Consider the following 22,667-nt stretch of genomic DNA (forward strand, 5'->3'; position numbering starts at 1 on the left):
TTCGAAATATGCCGTTTCGCTTCGCGTCAATCACACTTCAGGTGACACAACAGGTTTACGTAAGCGTCATAACAGCTAAATTTTGCCACAAATCAGGGGCGAATCTGAGCCGTGAAAATCCCGATCAAAGCTCGATCAAATGATCGTCCAGCTCGTTGATATCATTGTCACCAGCGGGGAAATGTTTCTCCAGCAACAAGCCTGCCTGACCAATGGCCAATACGAAACCTTCGGCTACCTCCTTGCGTGAAGCATGATGGATGAGGGTTGCAACAATCCCATTCCATTCTTCCTGCTCGACCCGCGCGTGAATGCCTGCATCGGCGATAACCTCGGCGTAATGCTCCGCCATAGAGACAAAAAGCAGGATGCCGGTGCGGTGTTCTGTGATGTGTACATTGCGCGCTAAAAACTGCTGCAATGCATTGAGATGGGCGCGTTTATAGCGAATGCGGCGCGGCACCAGCAACATACGGATCGAAGGCAGAAACCAGAGAACCAGCATCGCCGAAATGAAAGCCGCCAGAATAGCGAGACCAAACATCGGTAGCCGGATATCGAACCAGTACCAATGCGCGAGAAATGCAAGAATGACCGAGGTTATGAGAATGCCGCAGGTTGCAACGAAGCCCGCAGCAAAGAAATAATCATCACTGGAACGCGCCAGAACGGCATAGATTTCGCCGCTCGTATTGGCCTCGGCATCGCGGATCGCATGAGCGATACGCTTGTGATCTTGTCCGCCGATTAGGTTTTTACCTGTCACAGATTCCTCCCCTACCAGCTACCCGAAGCGCCGCCGCCGCCTGACGAACCACCGCCGCCAGAAAAGCCGCCACCGCCACTACCGCCTGATGACCATCCACCGCCACCGCCGGAGAAACCGCCGCCGCCAGACCCGCCGCGTGAGTTGAAATCGACCACCATACCCAGCCAGCGATACTTACCGGGACCGATCTTGCGCCCAAAGATTGGCGTCAGGATCGCCATGCCAAAGCCTCCGAAGAAGATCAGGCACCAAAAAGTGATGAAAACGACAAAAATCCAATCGACGTCGTCGGAACCAGAACTTGTCTGAACGTTGCGTTTTGCACGCGCTTCAAGCTCAGCTGCATCACCGGAAAGCACCGACAAAATCCCGTCAACGCCTTGAACCACACCACCGGAATAATCTCCGGTGCGAAACGCCGGAATGATCGTACCATTGATGATGACGCTCGAAAGCGCATCCGTCATCGTGCCTTCGAGGCCATATCCGACCTCAATGCGCACTTTTCGATCATTGGGTGCTACGACCAGCAGGATGCCATTATTTTCCTGGCGTTGACCCAGCGCCCAGGCCCTGAACAAGCGATTGGAATAGGTTTCGATATCCTCGCCGTTCAGGCTCGGAACCGTCACCACCACCACTTGATCGGACGATTTCGCTTCAAAATCGGCGAGTTTTTGCGTGAGTTGCTGCCGTGCTGTCGGGTCAATAATACCGGCTGCATCAACCACGCGCCCGGTCAAAACTTGCGCAGGCTTTGCCGTGTCCTGCGCATTTGCACCCACCGCCGCAAAGACCGCGAACAGAAGCGCGACAAAAGCAAACAGGTTTCGCAGCCGGTTCAGGCCGCGAAACGCCGCACGCATGGGAAGCAAAGCTGCCACGGAAAACCCGATCAATTGTTAAAGTTGACCTGGGGTGCTGTCTGGCTTCCCGCATCCGCACTGAATGTCTGCATCGGCACAGCATCGCGGTACCAGATCCATGTCCAGATCATCGTCGGCATGGTGCGGATCGCCGTATTATATACACGTACCGCTTCGATATAATCCCGGCGCGCTACGGCAATTCGGTTTTCGGTGCCTTCCAGCTGCGATTGCAACGCGAGGAAATTCTGGTTGGCTTTGAGGTCGGGGTAGCGCTCTACAACCACCATCAGGCGTGAAAGCGCGCTGGTAAGGTTGGCCTGATTATCCTGAAACTGCTTGAAGAGTTCAGGGTTATTGAGCGTTTCCGGCGTAATTTGCACCTGTGTCGCCTTGGCACGCGCATCAATTACCGCCTGAAGAGTTTCCTTTTCATGAGCGGCATAGCCCTTCACGGTTTCGACCAGATTAGGTACGAGATCGGCACGGCGCTGATACTGGTTCTGCACTTCGCTCCATGCAGCCTTGGCCTTTTCTTCATTGGTCGGAATGGTGTTAAAGCCACAGGCCGAAAGTAGCGGCACAAGGACCGCAAGCCCAAGAGCTATGAAAATGCGGCGACCCAATATTGAAAGTGAGAAAGAACGGATAGCGGTCACGGCCGACATGGTGTTCTCCTGAAAAAGGCGCCTTCTAAGCGCCTGAATAATTCTTCTTGAGCCCGCATATCTGTGTTCACGAGAATGCGAGCCGTCAAATCAATAAGATAGACGAAATTTGCTCGTCGTCCAGCCCGTTTACCGAAAGCAACCAGAGGCTACGTGAAAGCCGGCTTCAAGCATTTCCCCGACGATTCAAATCGGGGAGAAAGCTCAGTCATTATTAGGATGTTGACTTAGTCAACATATTGGATATTGATTGTGTCAACATACGGAGGCGCCGCACGTGGCGTAAAGAGGCATGAAACAGACGGACAACCAAACCGACATCGGCACGTTGCGTGCCTTCAACCGTACCTACACCCGCCGCCTCGGCTTGCTGAATGCACATCTCGACAACAGCCCGTTCACGCTGACCGAAGCGCGCATTCTCTATGAGATCGCGCACCGCCCGGCGCCTACAGCGGCGGACATCATGCGCGCTCTCGATCTCGACCGTGGCCAACTCAGCAGGACGCTCAAGCGCTTCTCCGAACGTGGATTGATCGAAACATCGCAGCATCCCGAAGGCGGGCGCAGCCGTCCGATACAACTGACGGAGATGGGACGGAGAACATTTGCAGCATTAGAACGAAACACCTGCGAGGCCGTGGGCGAACTGCTCGATGAATTGCGACCGGATCAGCGCAAGGACCTGCTGACGGCGGCAGGAACGATCACGCGCTTATTCGACAAACAAGAGCGTGCTGAAGTGCAGCTGCGCAACTTGCGTCCTGGCGATCTGGGTTGGATCATCCATCGGCAGGCTGTGCTCTATACGGATGAATACGGTTGGAACAGCGACTACGAGGCACTCGTCTCCCGTATCATAGCCGATTTCATGGAATCCTTCGATCCAGACCACGATGCCGCGTGGGTGGCCGAAAACGATGGACGCATCGTGGGATCGGTATTTCTGGTACGAGGCGACAGACCGAAACTGGGCAAGCTACGCCTGCTCTATGTAGAACCGGAGACGCGAGGCTCTGGCGTAGGCGCCAAGCTTGTGAACACTTGTATTGAACATGCGCGCAAGGTCGGCGATGACCGCCTCACACTATGGACGAACGATATATTGAAGGCAGCCCGGCGTCTTTATGAACGAGCTGGTTTCCGACTTATCGACGAAAAGCCACACCATTCTTTCGGTGCAGATCTCATTGGCCAGACATGGGAGCTGGATCTCTAAAGCATGTCGCAGTTAAATGGATTCATTTAACGTTCGCGAACATGCGACAATCAAAAGAATCTAGAGCGAGCACCATGGGTGCGATTAAACGCGACACGCTCTACAGCATAAATCCTTAAACTTGAATCAGTTTAAGGTAAAACTATGCTGTAAATATAAAGTGTTAGAGCGACCTTTGTGCGCCCAAGAGGGCGCACGGCGCTCTAGAACGCATCCGGCCTCTTTGGGCAATCCTGTGGCAGCACATAAAAAAAGCGGCAGATTGCTCCGCCGCTTTTTCCAATCGCGAATTGCGAAAAATTATTCGCTTGCAGCTTCTTCAGCAGGAGCGGCAGCTGCTGCGGCCGCAGCTTCAGCAGCAGCGGCAGCCTTGGCTGCTGCATCTTCTTCAGCCTGCTTGGCGAGAGCGAGACGCTCCTGAGCCTTCTTGCCTGGCTCACCCTTGGTCAGGTTGCTGCGTTCTGGGCGCTTTGCAAGACCAGCCTGATCGAGGAAGCGAAGAACGCGGTCGGTTGGCTGTGCGCCCTGCGAAATCCAATGCTGGATGCGGTCGCCATCGAGCTTTACGCGTTCAGCGTCCTTGGCAAGCATTGGGTTCCATGCACCAACGGTTTCGATGAAACGGCCGTCGCGTGGAGCGCGAGCATCAGCAACAACGATGTGGTAGTAAGGACGCTTCTTGGAGCCAGCGCGGGCGAGACGGATCTTAAGAGCCATTTTTTCTTTCCTTTAGACAAAAGTTCTACCCTGACGGGCAATTGGTTAATCCGGTAGAGCATTTCCAGCAAAAGTGCGAAGCGGTTTTGCGTCGGATAATGCGTAAATTAAACAAACAGAGTGGTTTCATTTTCACTGAAACCGCTCTGTTCGGTTATTCAGTTTCCGCTGTGGTTGGCAGCGGCATGCTCATGGTGCCGAATGACTTCCTTCACGATAAAGTTCAGGAATTTTTCGGCAAAATCTGGGTCGAGATGGGCATCAACAGCGAGGCCACGAAGGCGCTCGACCTGACGCTTCTCACGAGCCGGGTCAGCAGCAGCAAGGCCGCGCTCGGCTTTCAAGACACCTACAGCCTTGGTGCAGCGAAACCGCTCCGCAAGCATGTGGATGAGTGCTGCATCGATATTATCGATGGACGCGCGCAAGGACAGAAGTTCAGCGGGTACGGTGTTCTGTTCGTCGGCCATGATACTCACTTCTTCTTAGGTAGCCCGGGGAGACCACCACCAAGACCAGGAAGCTTAGGTCCACCTAAACCGGGCAATCCTGGAAGACCGCCGCCTTTGGTTAGACCAGCTGCTTCCGCCTGTTTGGCCAGCGCTTCGAGCTGCTTGGGATCCATCTTGGAGAGATCAGGCATGCCACCCATACCACCACCAAGACCACCAAGCCCCATCTTGCCAGCCAGGCCGCCCATCATCTGCTTCATCATTCCGCCCTTGCCCTTGCCCATGACTTTCATCATGTCGGCCATCTGTCGGTGCATCTTGAGAAGCTTGTTGATGTCGGCAGCATTCGTGCCTGAACCTTTGGCGATGCGCTGCTTGCGGCTATGCTTGAGAAGGTCTGGATTGGCGCGTTCGGCTTTGGTCATCGAACCGATGATTGCGATCTGACGATCAAATACCTTGTCGTCAAGACCGGCTGCCGCCGCCTTGTCCTTCATTCCGCCCATGCCGGGCATCATACCCATGATGCTGCCCATGCCACCGAGCTTTTTCATCTGGCCAAGCTGGTCAGCAAGATCATTAAGATCAAACTTGCCCGACTGCATCTTCTTGGCCATCGCTGCAGCTTTTTCCGCATCGATGTTTTCGGCAGCTTTTTCGACGAGCGAAACAATGTCGCCCATGCCGAGAATACGGTCGGCAATACGCTTGGGATAGAACTCCTCAAGCGCATCCATCTTTTCGCCGGTGGCGATCAGCTTGATCGGCTTGCCAGTAATGGCACGCATCGAAAGTGCTGCGCCGCCACGGCCATCACCATCCATACGGGTCAGAACGATACCGGTAATGCCAACGCGCTCATCAAAGTTGCGTGCCAGATTGACGGCGTCCTGACCAGTGAGGCTATCGGCTACGAGCAGAATTTCATGCGGATTGGCGGCTTTGCGGATATCCGCCATTTCCACCATCAGCGGCTCGTCGATATGCGTACGGCCTGCGGTATCTAGGATGACCACATCATGACCGCCAAGTTTCGCAGCCTGAACGGCGCGCTTGGCAATCTCGACGGGCGACTGACCAGCAATGATCGGCAGTGTATCAACAGACGTCTGAATGCCGAGCTGACGGAGCTGTTCCTGCGCTGCCGGACGACGCGTATCAAGCGACGCCATCAGCACCTTCTTGCGCTGACGCTCCGTGAGGCGCTTGGAAAGCTTACCGGTGGTGGTCGTCTTACCCGAACCCTGCAAACCAACCATCATAATGACGACAGGTGCAGGCGCATTCAGATCAACCGTGACACCTTCAGTGCCCAGCATTTCGATAAGCTCGTCGTGGACGATCTTGACGACCATCTGACCGGGCTTGATGCTCTTGAGGATTTCTGCACCGACAGCCTTTTCGCGGACCTTGTCAGTGAACGAACGAACCACTTCCAGCGAGACATCGGCTTCAATCAGCGCACGACGCACTTCGCGCAGCGCAGCCGTCACGTCGCTTTCAGAGAGAGCGCCGCGTCCGGTCAAGCCGTTCAGAATGGAGCCAAGACGCTCCTGAAGTGATTCAAACATCGAATTTCCTTTTAATCCGAGAGGAGGCTTAATGCTTCATCAGGGATAGATCGTCCCACATATCTGCCAGTTCAAGAAGCAGCCCAGTTATAAAACCAATCAAAGAGGTACAGCACCCGAGGGCGCATCGCGCTGTCGGATGTGGACCTCCGGGATCGTTTTATACCACAATGGGTCCCGGTCGGCGGCTCGCGTTCTGAAGATCGCGGATAGATTGGGGTAGGCTCTAAGGCGATAAACCTGCAATGTCAAGCAAAAGGCGGGAAGCGGCCCTGTACAATGTAGCACAGAGCCGCTTGCTCGAGCGTTATTGTGCAACTGCTCCGACAAGTGGATCGCCGATGCCCAGCACATAGAAGCCGATTAACAACAACGTGCCTGCCAGCGTCACATAATAGATCGTCGGAATGATGGTCATGCGCATCGTCAAGCCTTCGCGGCCCAATAATCCGACCGTTGCAGAAGCAGCAACGACATTATGAATAGCGATCATATTGCCCGCCGCAGCACCAACCGACTGTCCTGCAACCATCAAAGCCCCGGATATTCCCAGCCCTTCCGCAACACCGTACTGGAACTGACTCAGCATGAGATTGGAAACAGTATTGGAACCTGCAAGAAACGCGCCGAGAGCACCGACGGATGGAGCGAAGAATGGATAGATATTGCCGACCTCGACAGCCACCCAATCCGCAACCATCAGCGGCATACTTACCAACTCCTTTGAATTGACGCCTGAATTGATCATCACTCGAACCATTGGGACGGTGAAGAGCAGCACAAAGCCAGCGCCGAGCAACGTCTTTGTACTCTCCCCAAACGCCTTGGATAGTTGTGTTACAGACATGCGGTGAATGAAGAACGTGATCAGGCAGACAATGACGAGCAGCCCTCCAGGTAGGAACAAGGGCGCAAAGTCACCGCTTATTCCGGTTTCCCCCATGATATTGGTTGCAGCGAAAGTCACCGACTTCAATGCACTGCCAACAGCAGGGAATGTACGGCTTATCACAAGGAACAGCGCCAGAAGTATGTAGGGCGTCCAGGCAAGTCCCAACGATATTTTCCGTGATGTCAGCTCATCGAGTTTCATCTCGACGCTGCCCATCCAGCCTTCCGGCCATTCAGACGCTGGCGCAAAATCCCACGTGTCTTTTGGCATCAGAAATCCGGCACGTGCTGCAAGCGTGGCGAAAGCCAGACCGACCAGACCGCCGATCATTGACGGAAATTCCGCACCCAGAAACACCGCGCTTAGAGCGTAAGGTATTGTGAATGAAATGGCTGCGAAGAGCGCGAAAGGCAGAATGGCCAGCCCCTCTGTCCACGACCGGTTGCGCCCGAAGAAACGCGTCATGATAAGAACAAGAAAGAGCGGAATTAAAGTGCCACAAATTGCATGCAGAATGGCTACTTCCGACGTGATGACGTGAAAGAAGTATTCCCAGCTTGAACCAGCGCCCTGAAGTTGCCCCGTCAATGCCTCGCGATTGAGGCCCGACTGAACGCCCACAATGAGAGGAGTTCCAACCGCTCCAAATGAAACGGGCGTCGATTGAATAATGAGACCGAATGTGACGGCGGCAAGCGCTGGGAAGCCAACGGCAACCATCAATGGAGCGACAACAGCCGCAGGCGTTCCAAAGCCAGACGCCCCTTCAATGAAGGAACCGAAAAGCCACGCAATCAGAAACACCTGAATGCGTCGATCGGGACTAATTTGTGCGAAACCAGACCGGATCGCAGAAATGCCGCCCGAATGCTTCAGTGTGTTAAGCAGCAGGATCGCTCCGAAGATGATCCAGAGCAATCCGGCAGTCTGGATCAAGCCCTGAATGGTAGAAGCGATGATGCGATTGCCGCTCATACCCCATAGGGCCATGGCAATAATGACTGTGACAATGTAAGTGACCGGCATGGCGGTCCGGGCTTGAATACGAAATCCAACCAGCATTACACCGGCTACGAAAATCGGCAAAAATGCAAATAACGCAAGAAATCCATTCGACACGTGGCGTCCTCCCTCGTCAATGTCGTGGCCTAAAAGATCAAATTGTAATCATAGTGGTAAATAGTTTTTACCACCTCGGCTATAGTTCATAGGTATGAAGCACTTTGTCAACAGGGGCGAAAATGCTCGTTCTCAAGCCCTAAACTTGTCAAACTCCCCTATTTTAGCGATAAAATACTTGAAATGGTGGGACTTGGTGTCCGGTTCCGGCATGACATTTGACGTAAAGAATGGCAAATTCGCGCCGAGGTAGAATCAACTCCGAAGGAGAAACGAATGGCATTGTTTGCCAAGGGCCGGTCTTGGACGGCAGCAGCAGTTCTTGCAGTGGGCATGATGGCCGGAACTGGCCTAGCCGAGGCAGCCCAGTGCGGAAACAACGGCGCTGGCTATAATGCCTGGCTCCAGCAGACGATCAAGGAAGCGCAGGGACGTGGTATTGGCAAGCGTGCAATCAGCGCACTGACCAATACAAAATATGCGCAGGCCACGATCAATGCTGATCGCAATCAGAAGAGCTTCAAGCTTTCCTTCGAGCAGTTCATGCAGAAGCGTGGCGCAAACACGATCATCCAGCGCGGACGTTCGATGAAGAAGCAGAATGCAGCGCTCTTTGCTGCAATCGAAAAGCGCTATGGCGTTCCTGCCGGCCCGTTGCTTGCAATCTGGGGTATGGAAACTGGCTTCGGTGCCTATCTCGGCAAGCAGCACACGCTTTCGGCTGTTGCAACGCTTGCCTATGATTGCCGCCGCAGCGACTATTTCACCCAGCAGCTTTATGCAGCGCTCAAGCTGATCGACAATCAGGATCTCGATCCAAATGCTGTCGGCGCCATGCATGGCGAAATCGGCCAGACACAGTTCCTGCCTGTTAACGTTCTGAAATACGGCGTGGACGGCGATGGCAGCGGTCATATTGACATGGCTCGCTCTAAGGCGGATGCACTCTATTCGACTGCTAACTTCCTCGTCGGTCACGGCTGGAGACGCGGCGCTGGCTACCAGCCAGGTGAAGCCAACTACGGCGCGATCCAGGGCTGGAATGCTGCAAGCGTTTACCAGCGCGCCATTGCCGAAATGGGCAAGGCAATCGACGAATAATCATACTTATGGCGAAGTGAGAACATTGTTTCGCCATAAAACGAACAGAGAAAAGCCCCGAAATTCGGGGCTTTTTTCGTCTTATGCTGCTGTTTCCGGTGCGTCTATGACCGAACCTTCAGGTCTCTTGAAGTCACCGGTCTGCTGATCCATCACCCACAGCTCGCCGGTCGAAATATCAAACCACGCGCCATAAAGGGTAAGCTTGCCCTTCTTCTCAAGAATGTCGACACATGGGAATGTGCGCAGATTGTTGAGCGAGTAGCGGATCGAAATACGCTCCAGCGCAGTCTGACGCTCGGTCGGTGTCATCAGCTGGTTGCCACTGATGGTCTCCGCCGCTGGCGCAATCAGGCTCATCCACTTGCCGATAAAGTCGCTTGGTGAAAGCGGCGCGCTTTGCGTATCAAGCGCTGCTTTAATACCGCCGCATCGACCATGGCCCATGACGACGATATTCTTAACCTTGAGGCTCTGCACTGCAAATTCGAGCGCAGCAGAAGCCGCATGGAATTCACCATCCGGCTCATAAGGCGGAATAAGATTGGCAACATTGCGCAAAACGAATATTTCGCCCGGTGCCGTGTTGAAGATTGTTTCCGGAGCGGCGCGGGAATCGCAGCAGGCAATGACCAGCGTTTCTGGTGCCTGACCTTTTTCAGCGAGTTCCTTATAACGTGCCGTTTCAGACGCGAAATGCTCGCTCATGAAGGTTTGGTAACCGGCGAGGAGTGTATCTGGAATATCAGCCATGGCTTTCCATTATCCCTATCGAAAACGCAGAGCAATTAAAAACGTGAGGCGACAACTTGCGACCCGTTGCCACTTAACCCAACTCTTATACCAAGGCGGCTCAAGATGCTGCAGACGCATCACGCCTTGAAAAGTTCAATCACTGGCGCTTACAGCAGTTCCAGTTAATAGTGAATCGTTGGAACTGCTGTAGCTATTTGTTTTTAGGCATTTCCGAACGCAAAATCGGTTCCCACTTTTGCTGGAAATGCTTTAACCAAAATCCCATGAGTGATTCTCATGGGATTTTGGTATTATGCGCGCAATCCCTTGGTTGGATGTACCAACCGTCGGGTTTGTACCATTGCCATCGGCGTTGCGAGACTGGACGCATCTGCTTCCAGCATCAGTTCATCAGCCCCGCGCTTCGCAGAACGAGCCATGATCTCAAACACTGCAGCTGTCGTACTTTGCAACATCTTCTCGTCGGAAAGACCGGAAAGTTTGCGCGCCAGAAACACCGCCGAAGTTAGATCTCCAAGACCATTGGTGGGGCCTTCGACACAACGATGCTCCGCCATCAATGCGGCCGTAGGCGTCAGCAAAATATTACCGATACTGCCCGTCATAAGCGGGAAAGCAGATGTCACCAGCATCGTCGCAGGCCCCGCATCAAGTGCTGCTTCCATCAGTGCCTTGTTATCTTCAAGCGGCACGCCGGTCAGCCAGGACAACTCAAATCGATTGGGCGTGGCAATATCGGCAAGCGGCAACAACTTGTCGCGGATGCCGACGGCCGTCGCTTCAGGAACATACAGCCCCTTTTGATCGCCGATAACCGGATCACACAGATAGAGCGCATTTGGATTGCGCGCTTTCACCGCCTTGATCAGTCCGGCTACAGCTTCTGTTTGTTCGGGATGCCCGAGGTATCCGGTCAGGATCGCACCCACTTCACCCAGCCACGGCGCGCGTTCCAGATCCTGCATCAATGTCGCAAATTCCTGCGGCGGCGGCACAATGCGCCCAGCAGGCCCATGACCAGGATGCCATGGCAACACCACAGTTGGTACGGCCCAAACAGGAAAACCCAGCGTTTCCAATGCGAAAACCGCGGCGCGATTGCCCACCGAACCGCGAACGACATGACTTGAAATGACAATAACGGTTGTCGCATCCGACGGCGCTGAGAGCGTCATGTTGAACCTAGCTTTGCATGAGATAGAAAAGGAGCCAGCCGATAATCGCCAGCGTGATGATGAGGCCGAGTCCGCGCCCAACGCGCGTAGCCCAGAGTTCGATTGGATCATTCTCTGGTGCGTCGCTGGCGGAGAGATGATCGGCGGTGCGAGAAAGCCCACGCCGCACAATGCCCTCGGCACCAATCTGTTCACGCTGCAGCCGATCAAGAATACGCTGCGCCTCGTCCTGACGCTCGCGTCCCGGACCGCTGCCCTCGCCTATACCCGCCTGCTGGCGTTCACCCATGACCTGCCTGCCCTCAAGAAAAGACTCGCGTCTCAGAGAAGAACCACAGCATCACGCCCGAAGCGCCGTTCTGCAAGCAGAATGTTTGATCAAACGTAACTCGTCTGCAAACAGATTGGCATTTTTCGAAATACACTCATGCGATTTTCACGATCAGCTTGCCAAAATTACCGCCCTCAAGCAGCGAGAAGAAGGCTTTTGGTGCATTTTCAAGCCCGTCAACAATGTCCTCGCGATAGCGCACATGACCATCGGCAATCCACTTCGCCATATCATGATAGAAGGCCGGGCGCTGCTCCACGAAATCACGCTGGATAAAACCGCGAATGGTAAGGCTCTTTGACAAAACGTCCCGCATGAAAACCGGCAGTCGATCCGGTCCATCGAACGCTCCGCTTTGGTTATATTGGGCAATCAGACCACAGACCGGCACACGCGCAAACTGATTGAGCAGCGGGAAAACTCCCGCAAAGACTTTGCCGCCTACATTCTCAAAATAAACGTCAATGCCTTTGGGGCAGGCTGCGGCCAGCTCTTCTGCAAAGTTATCGCTACGATGATCAATTGCTGCATCAAAGCCAAACTCTTCAATCAGCGCACGACATTTATCTGCACCACCCGCGATGCCGACAGCGCGCGCGCCTTTCAGCTTCGCAATCTGGCCAACAGCTGAACCCACAGGTCCTGTTGCTGCGGCGACCACAACGGTCTCACCTTCTTTCGGTTGACCAATTGTGAGAAGGCCCGAATAAGCGGTAAAGCCCGGCATTCCAAGAATGCCAAGTGCCGTGGTTACGGGCGCTGCTTTCTGATCAAGCTTGCGAACATCGGTGGCTTTTGCCAGCGCATAACTTTGCCAGCCCGAATGGGAAAGCACGAGGTCGCCCGGCGCAAAACCAGCGCTTCGACTTTCAACCACTTCGCCCACGGTCCCACCATCCATGACGCCGCCGATCTCGACAGGTGCAGCATAGGATTTGGCGGCACTCATGCGCCCACGCATATAGGGATCAAGCGAAAGGTAACGCAGTTTCAGAAGCAGTTCACCTTCGCCCGGGCTTGGGATTGCCACTTCCTCAAGTCGAAAATTCTCAGCTACCGGCTGCCCATCGGGACGCGATGCGAGGACGATACGTTGATTGACTTTCGTGGCCATGGAAAACTCCCTGCACATTCTGGCTGATCAAAAGGCATTATGCCCCTTACTCTTGATCCGAACGTAAGTGAATCGCTTCGACTGCGAAACGACCGCACGGAAATCTTCGTGCTTGTTTTAAACGAATGGAAAGAAACTCTGTTCCCTTTCCGGCACGCCGTTAGAAAAGAAAATCCCGCCACGATGGGCGGGGTCGATATTCCATAAAATGCGGTCGTTACTTCATCGTAGGAATGACGAATTCGGCTCCGTCCTTGACGCCACCGCGCGCCCGCAGCGGAGCGAGGACGCGCAATGTGAAAATCGTCTGGCGTTACTTCATCGTTGGAATAACGAATTCGGCTCCGTCCTTGACGCCTGACGGCCAGCGCGAGGTGACTGTCTTGGTCTTGGTATAGAAGCGGAATGCATCCGGGCCATGCTGGTTGAGATCACCGAAGCCAGAAGCTTTCCAGCCACCAAAGGTGTAATAAGCAATCGGAACAGGGATCGGCACATTGATACCAACCATGCCGACCTGAACACGGCTTGCGAAATCCCGGGCTGCATCACCGTCGCGGGTGAAAATGGCAACGCCGTTGCCGTATTCATGTTCATTCGGAAGGGCCAGCGCTTCCTCGTAGGTCTTAGCGCGCACAACCGAGAGAACCGGACCGAAGATTTCTTCCTTATAGATGCGCATATCCGACGTGACATTATCGAACAGGCAACCACCCATGTAGAAGCCGTTTTCATAACCCTGCATCTTGAAGTTGCGGCCATCGACGACGAGCTTTGCACCTTCTTCGACACCGAGATCGACATAACCACGAATGCGATCTAGTGCAGCCTTGGTAACAACCGGACCGTAATCAGCTGAATTATCAGTCGAAGGACCAATCTTTAGCGATTCAACGCGTGGGATCAACTTTTCCATCAGGCGGTTTGCAGTGTCTTCACCAACCGGAACAGCTACCGAGATCGCCATGCAGCGTTCGCCTGCCGAACCGTAACCCGCGCCGATTAGTGCATCCACGGTCTGATCCATGTCCGCATCCGGCATGATCAGCATGTGGTTCTTGGCACCACCGAAACACTGGACGCGCTTGCCGTTCGAGCAGCCGCGACCATAGATATACTGCGCAATCGGTGTTGAGCCGACAAAGCCAATAGCCTGAACATCAGGATCATCAAGCAGCGCATCAACGGCATCCTTGTCGCCATTGACGACGTTGAAAATGCCGGCTGGAAGACCGGCTTCCATGAACAGTTCGGCCAAGCGCATCGGCACACCTGGATCGCGCTCGGATGGCTTCAACACAAAAGCATTGCCGCAAGCAATCGCAGGTCCGGCCTTCCAAAGGGGAATCATTGCCGGGAAGTTGAACGGAGTAATACCAGCAACCACACCCAGCGGCTGGCGCATGGAATAGGTGTCGATGCCGGTTCCTGCATTGTCGGTGAATTCGCCCTTCAGCATATGCGCAGAGCCAAGACAAACCTCGACCACTTCAAGACCGCGCTGAATATCGCCCTTGGCGTCAGCAATGGTTTTGCCGTGTTCACGTGCAAGCAGTTCGGCAAGGCTGTCATATTCGGCTTCAACCAGTTCAAGGAACTTGCGCAAAATACGAACGCGGCGCTGCGGGTTGGTTGCACCCCATGCAGGCTGTGCGGCCTTGGCATTTTCCACCGCTTCGCGGACTTCGTCTTTTGTGGCGAGAGCGACAGTACCCTGCACCGTGCCATCAAGCGGCTGGAAAATATCCGATGTACGTCCGCTTTTGCCAGCGACATGCTTGCCGCCGATGAAATGTCCTACAGTGCGCATTGAAAAGACCTCCCTGAATTCCGGTTCCATCTGGCAGATTCAAAACTGCCATCTTGATATCCATCCTGGCTCTGCAAATTCACAATTGCAAGGCGCTGAAAAGCGTATCCGTTGTGCATTTTCTATAGTACGATGGAGCAATATTCCGAAAAGTGCGTAGCGGTTTTCGGACAAGGTCATGCTCAAATTAAAGCATTTCCAGCAAAAGTGGGAACCGCTTTTGCGTTCGGAAATGCGTAAAAACAAATAGTTACAGCGGCTCCAACGATTCAATATTAACTGGAACCGCTGTAAGATCACGCTCAAACAAAGAACGCCATGAACTGGGACGATATCCGCATATTCCTTGCCGTTGCGCGCTCTGGGCAGATTCTGGGCGCGGCCAAAAGGCTTGGCCTCAATCATACAACAGTTGCCCGCAGACTGACTGCACTTGAGGCTGCACTTTCCACGACTCTGCTGACGCGCCGAACCAACGGCTCGACGCTCACGCAGGCGGGCGAGGAATTTCTGCTTGCAGCCGAACGCATGGAAGCAGAAATGCTTTCCGCGCGTTCGCAGGTCGGCAATGCGGATATCGCTGTTTCAGGTACAGTGCGGATCGGTGCGCCCGATGGTTTTGGCGTTACGTTTCTGGCTCCAAGGCTGGCGAGGCTGACACAGCAATATCCCGACCTCACGATCCAGCTTGTGCCGGTGCCGCGCTCCTTCTCATTGTCGCGACGTGAAGCAGATATAGCTATCACGGTCGAACGCCCGGAACAGGGGCGGCTGATCGCCCGCAGGCTGGTCGATTATACGCTCGGTCTTTTTGCACATCGCTCCTACATTGAAGCGAATGGCATGCCGGAAAGCGTCGAAGATCTGAACAAGCATCGGACCATTGGCTATGTGGAAGATCTGGTGATCAATCCGTCTCTGGCATATGCGCCGGAAATCAGCCGCGATTGGAAGCCTGCTTTTGAAGTTTCAAGTGCGCTGGGACAGGTAGAGGCAGTTCGTGCGGGTGCTGGCATTGGCATTCTTCACGCGTTCATCGCACGCGCTGATCCCAATCTGGTGCCTGTTCTGCCCGATCGCATCATCCGTCGATCCTATTGGCTGACCTATCACGAATCCGCGCGCACCCTGCGGCGCGTTACTGCCGTCTCAGCTTTGATTTCCGAGCTGGTAGAGAGCGAGAAGTCGCTGTTTAGCTAGAGCGATCCCGAAAAGTGTGAAACGGTTTTCGGGATGCACGTAGAAACGCGCTCTAATTCGCTCGCCAGTAAATTGCCATCACACTGAGGATCATAGCTGCTGGGATAAACAGCGCATCAAGGCCAATGAAATAATGCGCAAAGCCGCCCAGAACGGCACCAATCATCAGTGACAGCCAAACGGCGAAATGTTGCAACCAGCGCCACCTTGGTGCTTCGCCCCGCAATGATCCGGCAAGATCGGCAGCAGAATTAAACAAAGTTCCTGTCACATAAGTCACACCGAGGCGCGCTGAGCCGATCGGTTGTACGGCGGCATTCTGCGCACCCATGGCGGCTGCCAGAAGCAGCACCGGATGGATAAGATTGAGCCCCTCGTGGCGCAAGACACTGACCAGAAGAAGTATCGCCGCCACGCTAGCCATAACTGCAAGACTACCGTTCTTGCCATGAGCGCGAACGGTCAACGTACCTAAAAAAGCTCCGGTGAAAAACAAGGCGATAAGAGCCGCCGGAAGCCAGATAATTGCCCGTCCCATCGCATCCGACTGCCCGGCAATAGCGAGACCGAGCTGTGTGGTGTTGCCACTCATGAAAGAGGCAAAAAAGCCGCCCAGTTCGAGAAAAGCAATTCCATCAATGAAGCCCGCCGATGCGGTCAGAGCCAGACCGAGAGACAGTCGCGAATTCGGTGTCATGGGATTGAACTTTGAAAAAGAGTGGCCCGGCTTTTGAAAAAACCGGGCCTTAATTCAAGATTGGAACGCGCCCTCAGACGCGTTTAACGATACGCAGAATAACAAGAAGGATCGCAGCACCGATAAAGGCGTTGACGATAGCCGCGATAATACCGCCGCCGACCGAAAAACCCAGTCGCGGCAAAAGCCAGCCTGCGAAGAAAGCGCCGATCACACCCACAATGATGTTACCGATGAGGCCGAAACCACCACCCTGAACCACTTTGCCAGCTAGCCAGCCGGCGATCAGGCCGACCAATAGAAATACGAGAAGACTTCCACCGTCCATAAGCAATTCTCCCTCTCATCATGCATCCCGCGACGCATCTGCAATGAGTTGACAATATGTTGGCCTGTCAGACAAGAGGCTATGAGAATTAAGGCGCCAGATGCCGGAAAGCGGCAACCACATCTTCATAGACCTTACGCTTGAAGGGCACGATCAAATCCGGCAGTTCCTGCATCGGTTTCCACGCCCATTCCTCGAATTCAGCCGTATGACCACCGGGAGGAGGATTGATCGCGATCTCGCTCTCGTCGCCTTCAAAGCGATAAGCAAACCACTTCTGGGTCTGTCCGCGATATTTTCCTTTAAGCGCCTGCCCGACCAGGCGTGGAGGTAGATCGTAATTGATCCAGTTTGGGGCTTCAGCAAGGAGGGATACCGACTTCATGCCGGTTTCCTCATAAAGCTCACGCAGCGATGCAACTGCTGGATCTTCGCCTTTATCGATACCGCCTTGCGGCATCTGCCAAAGCTGTGTTGCCCCATCCATCTCATCACCTGGAATAACGATGCGCCGCCCGGCCCAGACGAGACCTTCCTTGTTGAGCACCATCAACCCAACACAGGGGCGATAAGGCAGGCTTTCGGGATCGACAGGACCTTTATGCTTCGACATCGTAATCTCCGTGTATTCGCAGGTATGCGCACCCATTGATATGCGGCAGCTCTTAGCGTTTCAATGTTATTAAACTGCGACAAAAAGAAAACGCGGGAGCCGAGGCTTCCGCGTTTGTTGTTTCAGTCGTCGTCACAGATAGATCAGTTCAGCACACCCTTTTTAGGGTCTGGCGGGAACGCAGCATTGGCTTCCTCACCGCGCAGAAGCTTCAGCGCTTCGTTGAGCTGAACGTCATCCTTAGTCTCAAGCGGAACATAAGCTGCCGAACCCGATCCCTGATCGTCTTCAGCATTGCCCTTGATGTGGCCCTTGAGCTCGGACTCACCGCGAACAACATCCTCACCGCGCAGTTCTGGCGGCAATGGCTGTTCAACCTTGATGTCCGGCGTGATGCCCTTGCCCTGGATCGACTTGCCCGACGGCGTATAATAGAGCGCTGTCGTCAGACGCAGCGAACCATTTTCACCAAGCGGGATGATCGTCTGAACGGAACCCTTGCCGAAAGACTGCGTGCCCAGCACGGTCGCACGACGATGATCCTGCAATGCACCGGCAACGATTTCCGAAGCACTGGCCGAGCCGCCATTGATCAGCACGATCACTGGCTTGCCATCAACAAGATCACCCTTGCGCGCGTCAAAGCGGGTTACATCCTGCGGATCACGTCCACGGGTCGAAACAATTTCACCCTTATCGAGGAACGTGTCTGAAACAGCCACGGCCTGATCAAGCAGTCCACCTGGATTGAGGCGAAGGTCGAGCACATAGCCTTTGAGCTTGTCGCCCGGCAGCTTCTCCTGAATGTCCTTGATCGCCTTCTTGAGATCTTCCGAAGTCTGCTCGGTGAAGGAAATCACGCGCAGATAGCCAACATCATTCTCAATCCGCGAGCGAACCGCCTTGACCTTGATCACAGCGCGATCGATCTTGAGCGTGATAGGCTTATCAGCACCCTGACGAATAAGTGTGAGCTCAATCGGCGAACCGATTTCACCGCGCATCTTTTCAACGGCGTCGCTGAGGCTCAATCCACGGACTTCCTGGCCGTCGATCTTGCTGATCAGATCGCCCGCAAGAACACCGGCCTTGGAGGCAGGCGTATCATCAATCGGCGCGATGACCTTCACAAGATCATTGTCCATTGTCACTTCGATACCAAGGCCACCGAACTCACCTTTGGTCTGCACGCGCATATCCTGCGCGGCTTCCGGGTTGAGATAGGAGGAATGTGGATCCAGCGACGTCAACATGCCGTTGATCGCGCTTTCGGTCAGCTTCTTGTCATCGGGCGGCGTCACGTATTGCTGACGCACACGCTCGAAAATATCACCGAAGAGTGCAAGGTCCTTATAGACATCGCTGTCTTTCCCCGCTGCCGCAAAGGCAGTGGAAGCAGGCGCGCCCTGAACCATCACCATGGCTGACGCCCCCATAAGGGCTCCGGCGAACAGCAGCGACAGTTTACGTATCATTTTGTGTCCTTCCAGAAAGCCGTTCAGTCCACCACGGGGCCGGATCAACGGGTTTTCCATCCTTTCGAAACTCAATGTAAAGCAATGGCGCGCCATTGCCCACCTCTATCGGTGCAACACTTGCGAGAAGTTTTTCACCCATTGCGCCGACAGGTTCACCCGCCAACACAAACTGACCTTGCGCCACATCGATTCGACCCATGCCAGCCATCACGATATGATATCCGCCGCCCGCGTCCAGGATCAAGAGCTGCCCATAAGATCTGAATGTACCTGCATAAAGCACAACGCCATCGGAAGGTGACGTAATCGTGGCAGCGGGCAAGGTTTCGACCACCTGCCCCATCATGTTGCCGCCAACCCCATCCTTTTCAGCAAAGTGTCGGATTGTCTTGCCCGCAGCAGGCAATCCCAACTTTCCCTGCAATGATGCAAAGTCGATCTGAGCATGCAAGCGGTTCTCGCCAGGCGTTGCTTCTCCGGCCTTTTCTTGCGCTTTTGCAAGACGTTCGGCTTCCGCCTTGCGCGCAGCATCAGCCGCATCCCGGACCCCTGCCATCTGCTCATCGAGCCCGTCGATCAGCTCCTTGATGCTACCCGCCTTGGCCGCAAGTTCTTCCGAACGCTTGCGCTGTGTCTCTATTTCCTGCTCGGATTGTGCCTGCAACTTCTTCTTTTCTTCAAGAAGAAGTGATTGACGCTTCTGCTCTTCGGCCTGCGCAGTGCGTGTTTCCTTGAGCTTGTCCTGCTCTTGAGTAATCGAGGCCGTGACACGCTGCATATCCTGGAGATCGCTTGTGAGTTCTTCCACCTGCTCGCGCATTTCAGGCACAACCGCGCCAAGCAGCACCGCACTGCGTACCGATGCCAGGGCATCGTCGGGCCGTACAAGAATGGCAGGCGGCGGGTTCAAACCCATCCGCTGCAGGGCTGCCAGCACTTCAGCCAGAATGCTGCGCCGCGCACGCAAGGAATTGCGAATGCCGTCTTCCTGCTCACGCAAAGACATGAGTTTGTCGGCACTATCAGCAATATCCTGCTGCAATTTCTTGTCAGTCTTTGCAGATTGGATCAGTGCTGCCGTAATCGTTGCCTGGTCTTTCTTAAGGTTGGCTACCTCGTCTTCGAGCTGCTTCAGCTTGTCGCTTGATACCGAGAGTTCGGTGCTGAGCTGCTCATATTCACTTGCTGCCTTGTCGCGCTGCTGCTGGATTCCTTCCTGTGCAAAAGCCAGCGTTGCGCCCGACATAAGCGCAGTCGCAACAAGGCCAGCCCGCATCAAGGCAGACAGCAAAGACTTTTTTGGAAGGCGAAAAGGACTCATGGCGCGCTATATCAGGAACAAACAAGGCCAAAACTAGCCGCATACTGTTAACGAACCATCAACCATAACCCGGCAGAGCCGATTATAGCCGTCATGACGCGAGCTGTTCCATCAATTCGATACGATTCCCGAATGGATCAGAGATATAGCATCTTGCATAACCAATCAGCGGTTCATCGTCGACAACAGAGACACCGGCGGCGGTCAGCGTTTCGATCAACTTTGCCAGCTCCTTAACAATGAAGGCCGGATGCGCTTTGCGGGCGGGAACAAATTCGGGATCGATACCGAGGTGAATTTTCAACGAACCTCGCTCAAACCAGCAACCACCTCTTACCGCCAGATTTGATGGCTTCGGCTCTTCAGGAATTCCCAGAAGTCCTTCGTAAAAAGCACGAGCTTTTTCTTCTTCGCCCTTTGGCATCGCCAGCTGTATATGATCGAGCCGAGTGATATGCATCCGTGCTTGTCCAACCATTGTTCGTGGCAGTATTAGGCAAGAAGATTACTCAAAGGGCAAGGTCAGGGTATTTGCTCGCATATTCCTGCATTTCACGGCGATAGCGCCAGACGGCTCGTGCGCGACTTTTCCAAAGATCGCGGCGCGGTCTTTTCCACGGTTTTTCCGGGCCATGGAAATGCACGATAATATCCGGAACCGTCTTGCTTTCCTCGGCGTCTCCACCAAGTCGGACAATATGTCTGCGTTGTCGGGAGGAATCGCGCCATGAAGAATTGTAAGCCGGATTGATAAGATGCACACGACCACGAAACACATTATTGAGGTGGTCCTGATCACCTAGCGGGAATGCGGAAGCTCGAACGAGATCGTGCATTGCTTGATGTAGTTCTGGCTCGGCGCGGATCGCATCTGTATCAAGCAGCAAGACACCGGCGTTAAAATAGCGCGATATATCGGTCTGCTCCATCAGTCCCTGTAACTCGCTTACGCGAACCAGACATTTATCGCGCACTTTAAGACCGCGCGCCGACCACTTCGCCACGACGCAATCACGTACTGCACCAATCGGACAACCATTGAGATTGAGCGAGAAAAGCGGTGCAACATCACCGACGACCTGAGTATCGCCGTCGATATAAAGAACGCGACCAGAAATTCGAGCTGGAATATGCAGACGCCCCATCGTTGCAGCTGAAATATGTGCGGTCGGCCCCTTGGCGCCATCCAGATCATCGGCCGACAAAGCGAGGCAATTAAGTGTAACAGCCGGATTTGTCATCGCAACACGCCTGACCGCGTCCCAGTCCTGGTCGCTAAGGCCGTCACCCCAGAAATGAATGATACCCGGTAGGGTCAAGTGACGGAGCACGCCCCACATAGCCACAAGAGTGGGTTTGAGAAAGCCGCTATCCGTCACGAAAGCGATCTGTGGCAACGTCTCGGTAAGTGAGTTATGTGACATGGTTTTCTGCAGGTGATGCAAGAGGCAGTTATAAAATCGGCCAAAAAACAGGACCGATTTCGCCACCTATTTGAAAAACATGAAAGAACTAGGACCGATGATACGGATGGCCTGCAAGAATTGTTGCAGCACGATATAATTGCTCAGCTATCAATATACGCGCGATCTGATGCGGCCATGTGAGCTCGCCTAGCGCCAGAACCAGATCTGCGCGCGATCGTAACGAAGGATCGTGCCCATCCGGGCCGCCAATGGCAACAATCAGCTGGCGCTTGCCATCATCACGCATGCGGCCAATGCGTTCAGCAAAAGATTCTGAGCCGAGCGCTTTGCCGCGCTCGTCGAGCAGGATAAGGGCTGCCCCGTTATCAAGTGCTTCATTGATGCGCTGTGCTTCTTCGGCCTTACGCAGATCAGCTGTTTGTCCGCGGCTTTCGGGTATTTCATTCACACCCGCAAATTCGAGCCCTAATGGCGGTCCCGCCTTGGAAAAGCGGCCGAAATAACGCTCGACCAACTCCCGCTCGGGGCCGGCTTTCATCCGGCCCACGGCCATCACACTCACACGCATAGTGCCCTCTTACGACTTGATCAGTGCACCGTTCCCGATGCGCGCTGATCTTCGGCATCGTCGTTGATCCAGATTTTTTCCAGATTATAGAAATCACGGATTTCCGGACGGAAAATATGGACGACAATATCGCCTGTATCGATGAGAACCCAATCACCGCCCTCGAGCCCTTCGACCCGGACATTCTTGCAGCCCATTTGACTGAGCGCCTGCAAAAGATGGTCAGCGACAGCCGTCACGTGACGATGCGAACGACCAGAAGCGACGATCATATAATCGCCGATCGAAGATCTTCCGCGAATGTCGATGGGGATAATGGATTCTGCTTTGGAGTTTTCGAGACTGGCCAAAGCCGCGTCGAAGGTCTGGGACACGAAAGCTGTTTCGTTCATCCCGACCGGTGAAGGCGCGTGGTGAGCCTTCTTCTCAATTGCTGTTCTCAGTGTAGTTCCTTTCCGACAAGAACAACGCCGTA

The 22,667-nt window shown here is 54.2% G+C and carries 24 protein-coding genes; 3 read left to right on the forward strand and 21 right to left on the reverse strand.

Annotated features, from left to right (window positions below):
- Positions 1-124: 124 nt before the first annotated feature.
- The 3 genes from CES85_RS19605 to CES85_RS19615 are packed head-to-tail and all read right to left on the reverse strand — an operon-like array spanning position 125 to position 2,303.
- Positions 125-766 (reverse strand): TPM domain-containing protein, encoded by a 642-nt coding sequence (locus tag CES85_RS19605; RefSeq protein WP_095447413.1) that lies wholly within the window; start codon positions 764-766, stop codon positions 125-127.
- An 11-nt stretch (positions 767-777) separates the two neighbouring features.
- Entirely contained in the window at positions 778-1,635 is an 858-nt protein-coding gene (locus tag CES85_RS19610; protein ID WP_095447984.1) for a TPM domain-containing protein, read from the reverse strand.
- Between the two features lie 29 nt (positions 1,636-1,664).
- Positions 1,665-2,303 carry a LemA family protein gene (locus CES85_RS19615; protein ID WP_095447414.1) on the reverse strand — a complete coding sequence of 213 codons (639 nt, stop codon included), beginning with the start codon at positions 2,301-2,303 and terminating at the stop codon, positions 1,665-1,667.
- A gap of 292 nt (positions 2,304-2,595) precedes the next feature.
- On the opposite strand from CES85_RS19615, the gene CES85_RS19620 reads away from it, so the two are divergent.
- Positions 2,596-3,522, forward strand: coding sequence for a bifunctional helix-turn-helix transcriptional regulator/GNAT family N-acetyltransferase (locus CES85_RS19620; RefSeq protein ID WP_095447415.1), 927 nt, complete (start codon positions 2,596-2,598; stop codon positions 3,520-3,522).
- A 300-nt stretch (positions 3,523-3,822) separates the two neighbouring features.
- On the opposite strand, the gene rpsP is transcribed toward CES85_RS19620, so the two are convergent.
- The 4 genes from rpsP to CES85_RS19640 form a co-directional block, all read right to left on the reverse strand.
- Positions 3,823-4,239, reverse strand: a complete 417-nt coding sequence (rpsP, locus tag CES85_RS19625) for a 30S ribosomal protein S16 (protein ID WP_095447416.1) — start codon at positions 4,237-4,239, stop codon at positions 3,823-3,825.
- Between the two features lie 158 nt (positions 4,240-4,397).
- Complete coding sequence (locus CES85_RS19630; protein WP_095447417.1) at positions 4,398-4,709, reverse strand: chorismate mutase; 312 nt, start codon at positions 4,707-4,709, stop codon at positions 4,398-4,400.
- Positions 4,710-4,714: 5 nt separating this feature from the next.
- On the reverse strand, positions 4,715-6,262 hold the full coding sequence (gene ffh, locus CES85_RS19635; protein WP_095447418.1) for a signal recognition particle protein: 1,548 nt from the start codon (positions 6,260-6,262) through the stop codon (positions 4,715-4,717).
- Positions 6,263-6,569: 307 nt separating this feature from the next.
- Positions 6,570-8,273: an L-lactate permease gene (locus tag CES85_RS19640; RefSeq protein WP_095447419.1), complete on the reverse strand. Its 1,704-nt coding sequence runs from the start codon at positions 8,271-8,273 to the stop codon at positions 6,570-6,572.
- Between the two features lie 276 nt (positions 8,274-8,549).
- On the opposite strand from CES85_RS19640, the gene CES85_RS19645 reads away from it, so the two are divergent.
- Positions 8,550-9,374, forward strand: a complete 825-nt coding sequence (locus tag CES85_RS19645) for a lytic murein transglycosylase (RefSeq protein ID WP_095447420.1) — start codon at positions 8,550-8,552, stop codon at positions 9,372-9,374.
- 81 nt (positions 9,375-9,455) lie between these two features.
- Here the strand turns inward: CES85_RS19645 and CES85_RS19650 are convergent, their stop codons facing one another.
- The 5 genes from CES85_RS19650 to CES85_RS19670 form a co-directional block, all read right to left on the reverse strand.
- Positions 9,456-10,127, reverse strand: coding sequence for a carbonic anhydrase (locus tag CES85_RS19650; RefSeq protein WP_095447421.1), 672 nt, complete (start codon positions 10,125-10,127; stop codon positions 9,456-9,458).
- Positions 10,128-10,420: 293 nt separating this feature from the next.
- The gene (gene pdxY / locus CES85_RS19655) at positions 10,421-11,305 is read right to left on the reverse strand and encodes a pyridoxal kinase PdxY (RefSeq protein ID WP_095447422.1); all 885 of its coding nucleotides are present in this window, start codon (positions 11,303-11,305) and stop codon (positions 10,421-10,423) included.
- A gap of 7 nt (positions 11,306-11,312) precedes the next feature.
- Entirely contained in the window at positions 11,313-11,594 is a 282-nt protein-coding gene (locus CES85_RS19660; RefSeq protein ID WP_095447423.1) for a hypothetical protein, read from the reverse strand.
- Between the two features lie 136 nt (positions 11,595-11,730).
- Positions 11,731-12,750 (reverse strand): NADPH-dependent curcumin/dihydrocurcumin reductase, encoded by a 1,020-nt coding sequence (gene curA, locus CES85_RS19665; RefSeq protein WP_095447424.1) that lies wholly within the window; start codon positions 12,748-12,750, stop codon positions 11,731-11,733.
- 313 nt (positions 12,751-13,063) lie between these two features.
- Positions 13,064-14,560: a CoA-acylating methylmalonate-semialdehyde dehydrogenase gene (locus CES85_RS19670; RefSeq protein ID WP_095447425.1), complete on the reverse strand. Its 1,497-nt coding sequence runs from the start codon at positions 14,558-14,560 to the stop codon at positions 13,064-13,066.
- A gap of 318 nt (positions 14,561-14,878) precedes the next feature.
- Here CES85_RS19670 and CES85_RS19675 point away from each other — a divergent pair, with 318 nt between their 5' ends.
- Positions 14,879-15,760, forward strand: a complete 882-nt coding sequence (locus CES85_RS19675) for a LysR family transcriptional regulator (RefSeq protein WP_095447426.1) — start codon at positions 14,879-14,881, stop codon at positions 15,758-15,760.
- Positions 15,761-15,812: 52 nt separating this feature from the next.
- Here the strand turns inward: CES85_RS19675 and CES85_RS19680 are convergent, their stop codons facing one another.
- The 9 genes from CES85_RS19680 to rsfS all read right to left on the reverse strand — a co-directional run bounded on the left by CES85_RS19680 (position 15,813) and on the right by rsfS (position 22,584).
- The gene (locus CES85_RS19680; protein WP_095447427.1) at positions 15,813-16,457 is read right to left on the reverse strand and encodes a YoaK family protein; all 645 of its coding nucleotides are present in this window, start codon (positions 16,455-16,457) and stop codon (positions 15,813-15,815) included.
- Positions 16,458-16,530: 73 nt separating this feature from the next.
- The gene (locus CES85_RS19685) at positions 16,531-16,785 is read right to left on the reverse strand and encodes a GlsB/YeaQ/YmgE family stress response membrane protein (RefSeq protein ID WP_094578288.1); all 255 of its coding nucleotides are present in this window, start codon (positions 16,783-16,785) and stop codon (positions 16,531-16,533) included.
- Positions 16,786-16,873: 88 nt separating this feature from the next.
- Positions 16,874-17,398 (reverse strand): RNA pyrophosphohydrolase, encoded by a 525-nt coding sequence (locus tag CES85_RS19690; RefSeq protein WP_095447428.1) that lies wholly within the window; start codon positions 17,396-17,398, stop codon positions 16,874-16,876.
- Positions 17,399-17,541: 143 nt separating this feature from the next.
- A complete protein-coding gene (locus CES85_RS19695) occupies positions 17,542-18,873 on the reverse strand; it encodes a S41 family peptidase (protein ID WP_095447429.1) in 1,332 nt (443 codons plus the stop codon).
- On the reverse strand, positions 18,863-20,122 hold the full coding sequence (locus tag CES85_RS19700) for a murein hydrolase activator EnvC family protein (RefSeq protein WP_434063364.1): 1,260 nt from the start codon (positions 20,120-20,122) through the stop codon (positions 18,863-18,865). Before CES85_RS19700 ends, CES85_RS19695 begins: the two co-directional genes overlap by 11 nt.
- A 166-nt stretch (positions 20,123-20,288) precedes the next feature.
- On the reverse strand, positions 20,289-20,657 hold the full coding sequence (locus CES85_RS19705) for a VOC family protein (RefSeq protein ID WP_095447985.1): 369 nt from the start codon (positions 20,655-20,657) through the stop codon (positions 20,289-20,291).
- A gap of 49 nt (positions 20,658-20,706) precedes the next feature.
- On the reverse strand, positions 20,707-21,621 hold the full coding sequence (locus CES85_RS19710; RefSeq protein WP_095447431.1) for a glycosyltransferase family 8 protein: 915 nt from the start codon (positions 21,619-21,621) through the stop codon (positions 20,707-20,709).
- Between the two features lie 88 nt (positions 21,622-21,709).
- On the reverse strand, positions 21,710-22,192 hold the full coding sequence (gene rlmH, locus CES85_RS19715; protein WP_095447432.1) for a 23S rRNA (pseudouridine(1915)-N(3))-methyltransferase RlmH: 483 nt from the start codon (positions 22,190-22,192) through the stop codon (positions 21,710-21,712).
- A gap of 20 nt (positions 22,193-22,212) precedes the next feature.
- Positions 22,213-22,584 carry a ribosome silencing factor gene (gene rsfS / locus CES85_RS19720; RefSeq protein ID WP_095447433.1) on the reverse strand — a complete coding sequence of 124 codons (372 nt, stop codon included), beginning with the start codon at positions 22,582-22,584 and terminating at the stop codon, positions 22,213-22,215.
- Positions 22,585-22,667: the final 83 nt, after the last annotated feature.

Source organism: Ochrobactrum quorumnocens (genome assembly GCF_002278035.1).
Classification (GTDB): Bacteria; Pseudomonadota; Alphaproteobacteria; order Rhizobiales; family Rhizobiaceae; genus Brucella; species Brucella quorumnocens.

Coding starts and splice junctions, on each gene's coding strand:
- CES85_RS19610 (WP_095447984.1), bottom strand. CDS start 1,635: ATGCGTGCGGCGTTTCGCGGCCTGAACCGGCTGCGAAACCTGTTTGCT.
- CES85_RS19615 (WP_095447414.1), bottom strand. CDS start 2,303: ATGTCGGCCGTGACCGCTATCCGTTCTTTCTCACTTTCAATATTGGGT.
- CES85_RS19620 (WP_095447415.1), top strand. CDS start 2,596: ATGAAACAGACGGACAACCAAACCGACATCGGCACGTTGCGTGCCTTC.
- rpsP (WP_095447416.1), bottom strand. CDS start 4,239: ATGGCTCTTAAGATCCGTCTCGCCCGCGCTGGCTCCAAGAAGCGTCCT.
- CES85_RS19630 (WP_095447417.1), bottom strand. CDS start 4,709: ATGGCCGACGAACAGAACACCGTACCCGCTGAACTTCTGTCCTTGCGC.
- ffh (WP_095447418.1), bottom strand. CDS start 6,262: ATGTTTGAATCACTTCAGGAGCGTCTTGGCTCCATTCTGAACGGCTTG.
- CES85_RS19645 (WP_095447420.1), top strand. CDS start 8,550: ATGGCATTGTTTGCCAAGGGCCGGTCTTGGACGGCAGCAGCAGTTCTT.
- CES85_RS19650 (WP_095447421.1), bottom strand. CDS start 10,127: ATGGCTGATATTCCAGATACACTCCTCGCCGGTTACCAAACCTTCATG.
- pdxY (WP_095447422.1), bottom strand. CDS start 11,305: ATGACGCTCTCAGCGCCGTCGGATGCGACAACCGTTATTGTCATTTCA.
- CES85_RS19660 (WP_095447423.1), bottom strand. CDS start 11,594: ATGGGTGAACGCCAGCAGGCGGGTATAGGCGAGGGCAGCGGTCCGGGA.
- curA (WP_095447424.1), bottom strand. CDS start 12,750: ATGGCCACGAAAGTCAATCAACGTATCGTCCTCGCATCGCGTCCCGAT.
- CES85_RS19670 (WP_095447425.1), bottom strand. CDS start 14,560: ATGCGCACTGTAGGACATTTCATCGGCGGCAAGCATGTCGCTGGCAAA.
- CES85_RS19675 (WP_095447426.1), top strand. CDS start 14,879: ATGAACTGGGACGATATCCGCATATTCCTTGCCGTTGCGCGCTCTGGG.
- CES85_RS19680 (WP_095447427.1), bottom strand. CDS start 16,457: ATGACACCGAATTCGCGACTGTCTCTCGGTCTGGCTCTGACCGCATCG.
- CES85_RS19685 (WP_094578288.1), bottom strand. CDS start 16,785: ATGGACGGTGGAAGTCTTCTCGTATTTCTATTGGTCGGCCTGATCGCC.
- CES85_RS19690 (WP_095447428.1), bottom strand. CDS start 17,398: ATGTCGAAGCATAAAGGTCCTGTCGATCCCGAAAGCCTGCCTTATCGC.
- CES85_RS19695 (WP_095447429.1), bottom strand. CDS start 18,873: ATGATACGTAAACTGTCGCTGCTGTTCGCCGGAGCCCTTATGGGGGCG.
- CES85_RS19700 (WP_434063364.1), bottom strand. CDS start 20,122: ATGTCGGGCGCAACGCTGGCTTTTGCACAGGAAGGAATCCAGCAGCAG.
- CES85_RS19705 (WP_095447985.1), bottom strand. CDS start 20,657: ATGCATATCACTCGGCTCGATCATATACAGCTGGCGATGCCAAAGGGC.
- CES85_RS19710 (WP_095447431.1), bottom strand. CDS start 21,621: ATGTCACATAACTCACTTACCGAGACGTTGCCACAGATCGCTTTCGTG.
- rlmH (WP_095447432.1), bottom strand. CDS start 22,192: ATGCGTGTGAGTGTGATGGCCGTGGGCCGGATGAAAGCCGGCCCCGAG.
- rsfS (WP_095447433.1), bottom strand. CDS start 22,584: ATGAACGAAACAGCTTTCGTGTCCCAGACCTTCGACGCGGCTTTGGCC.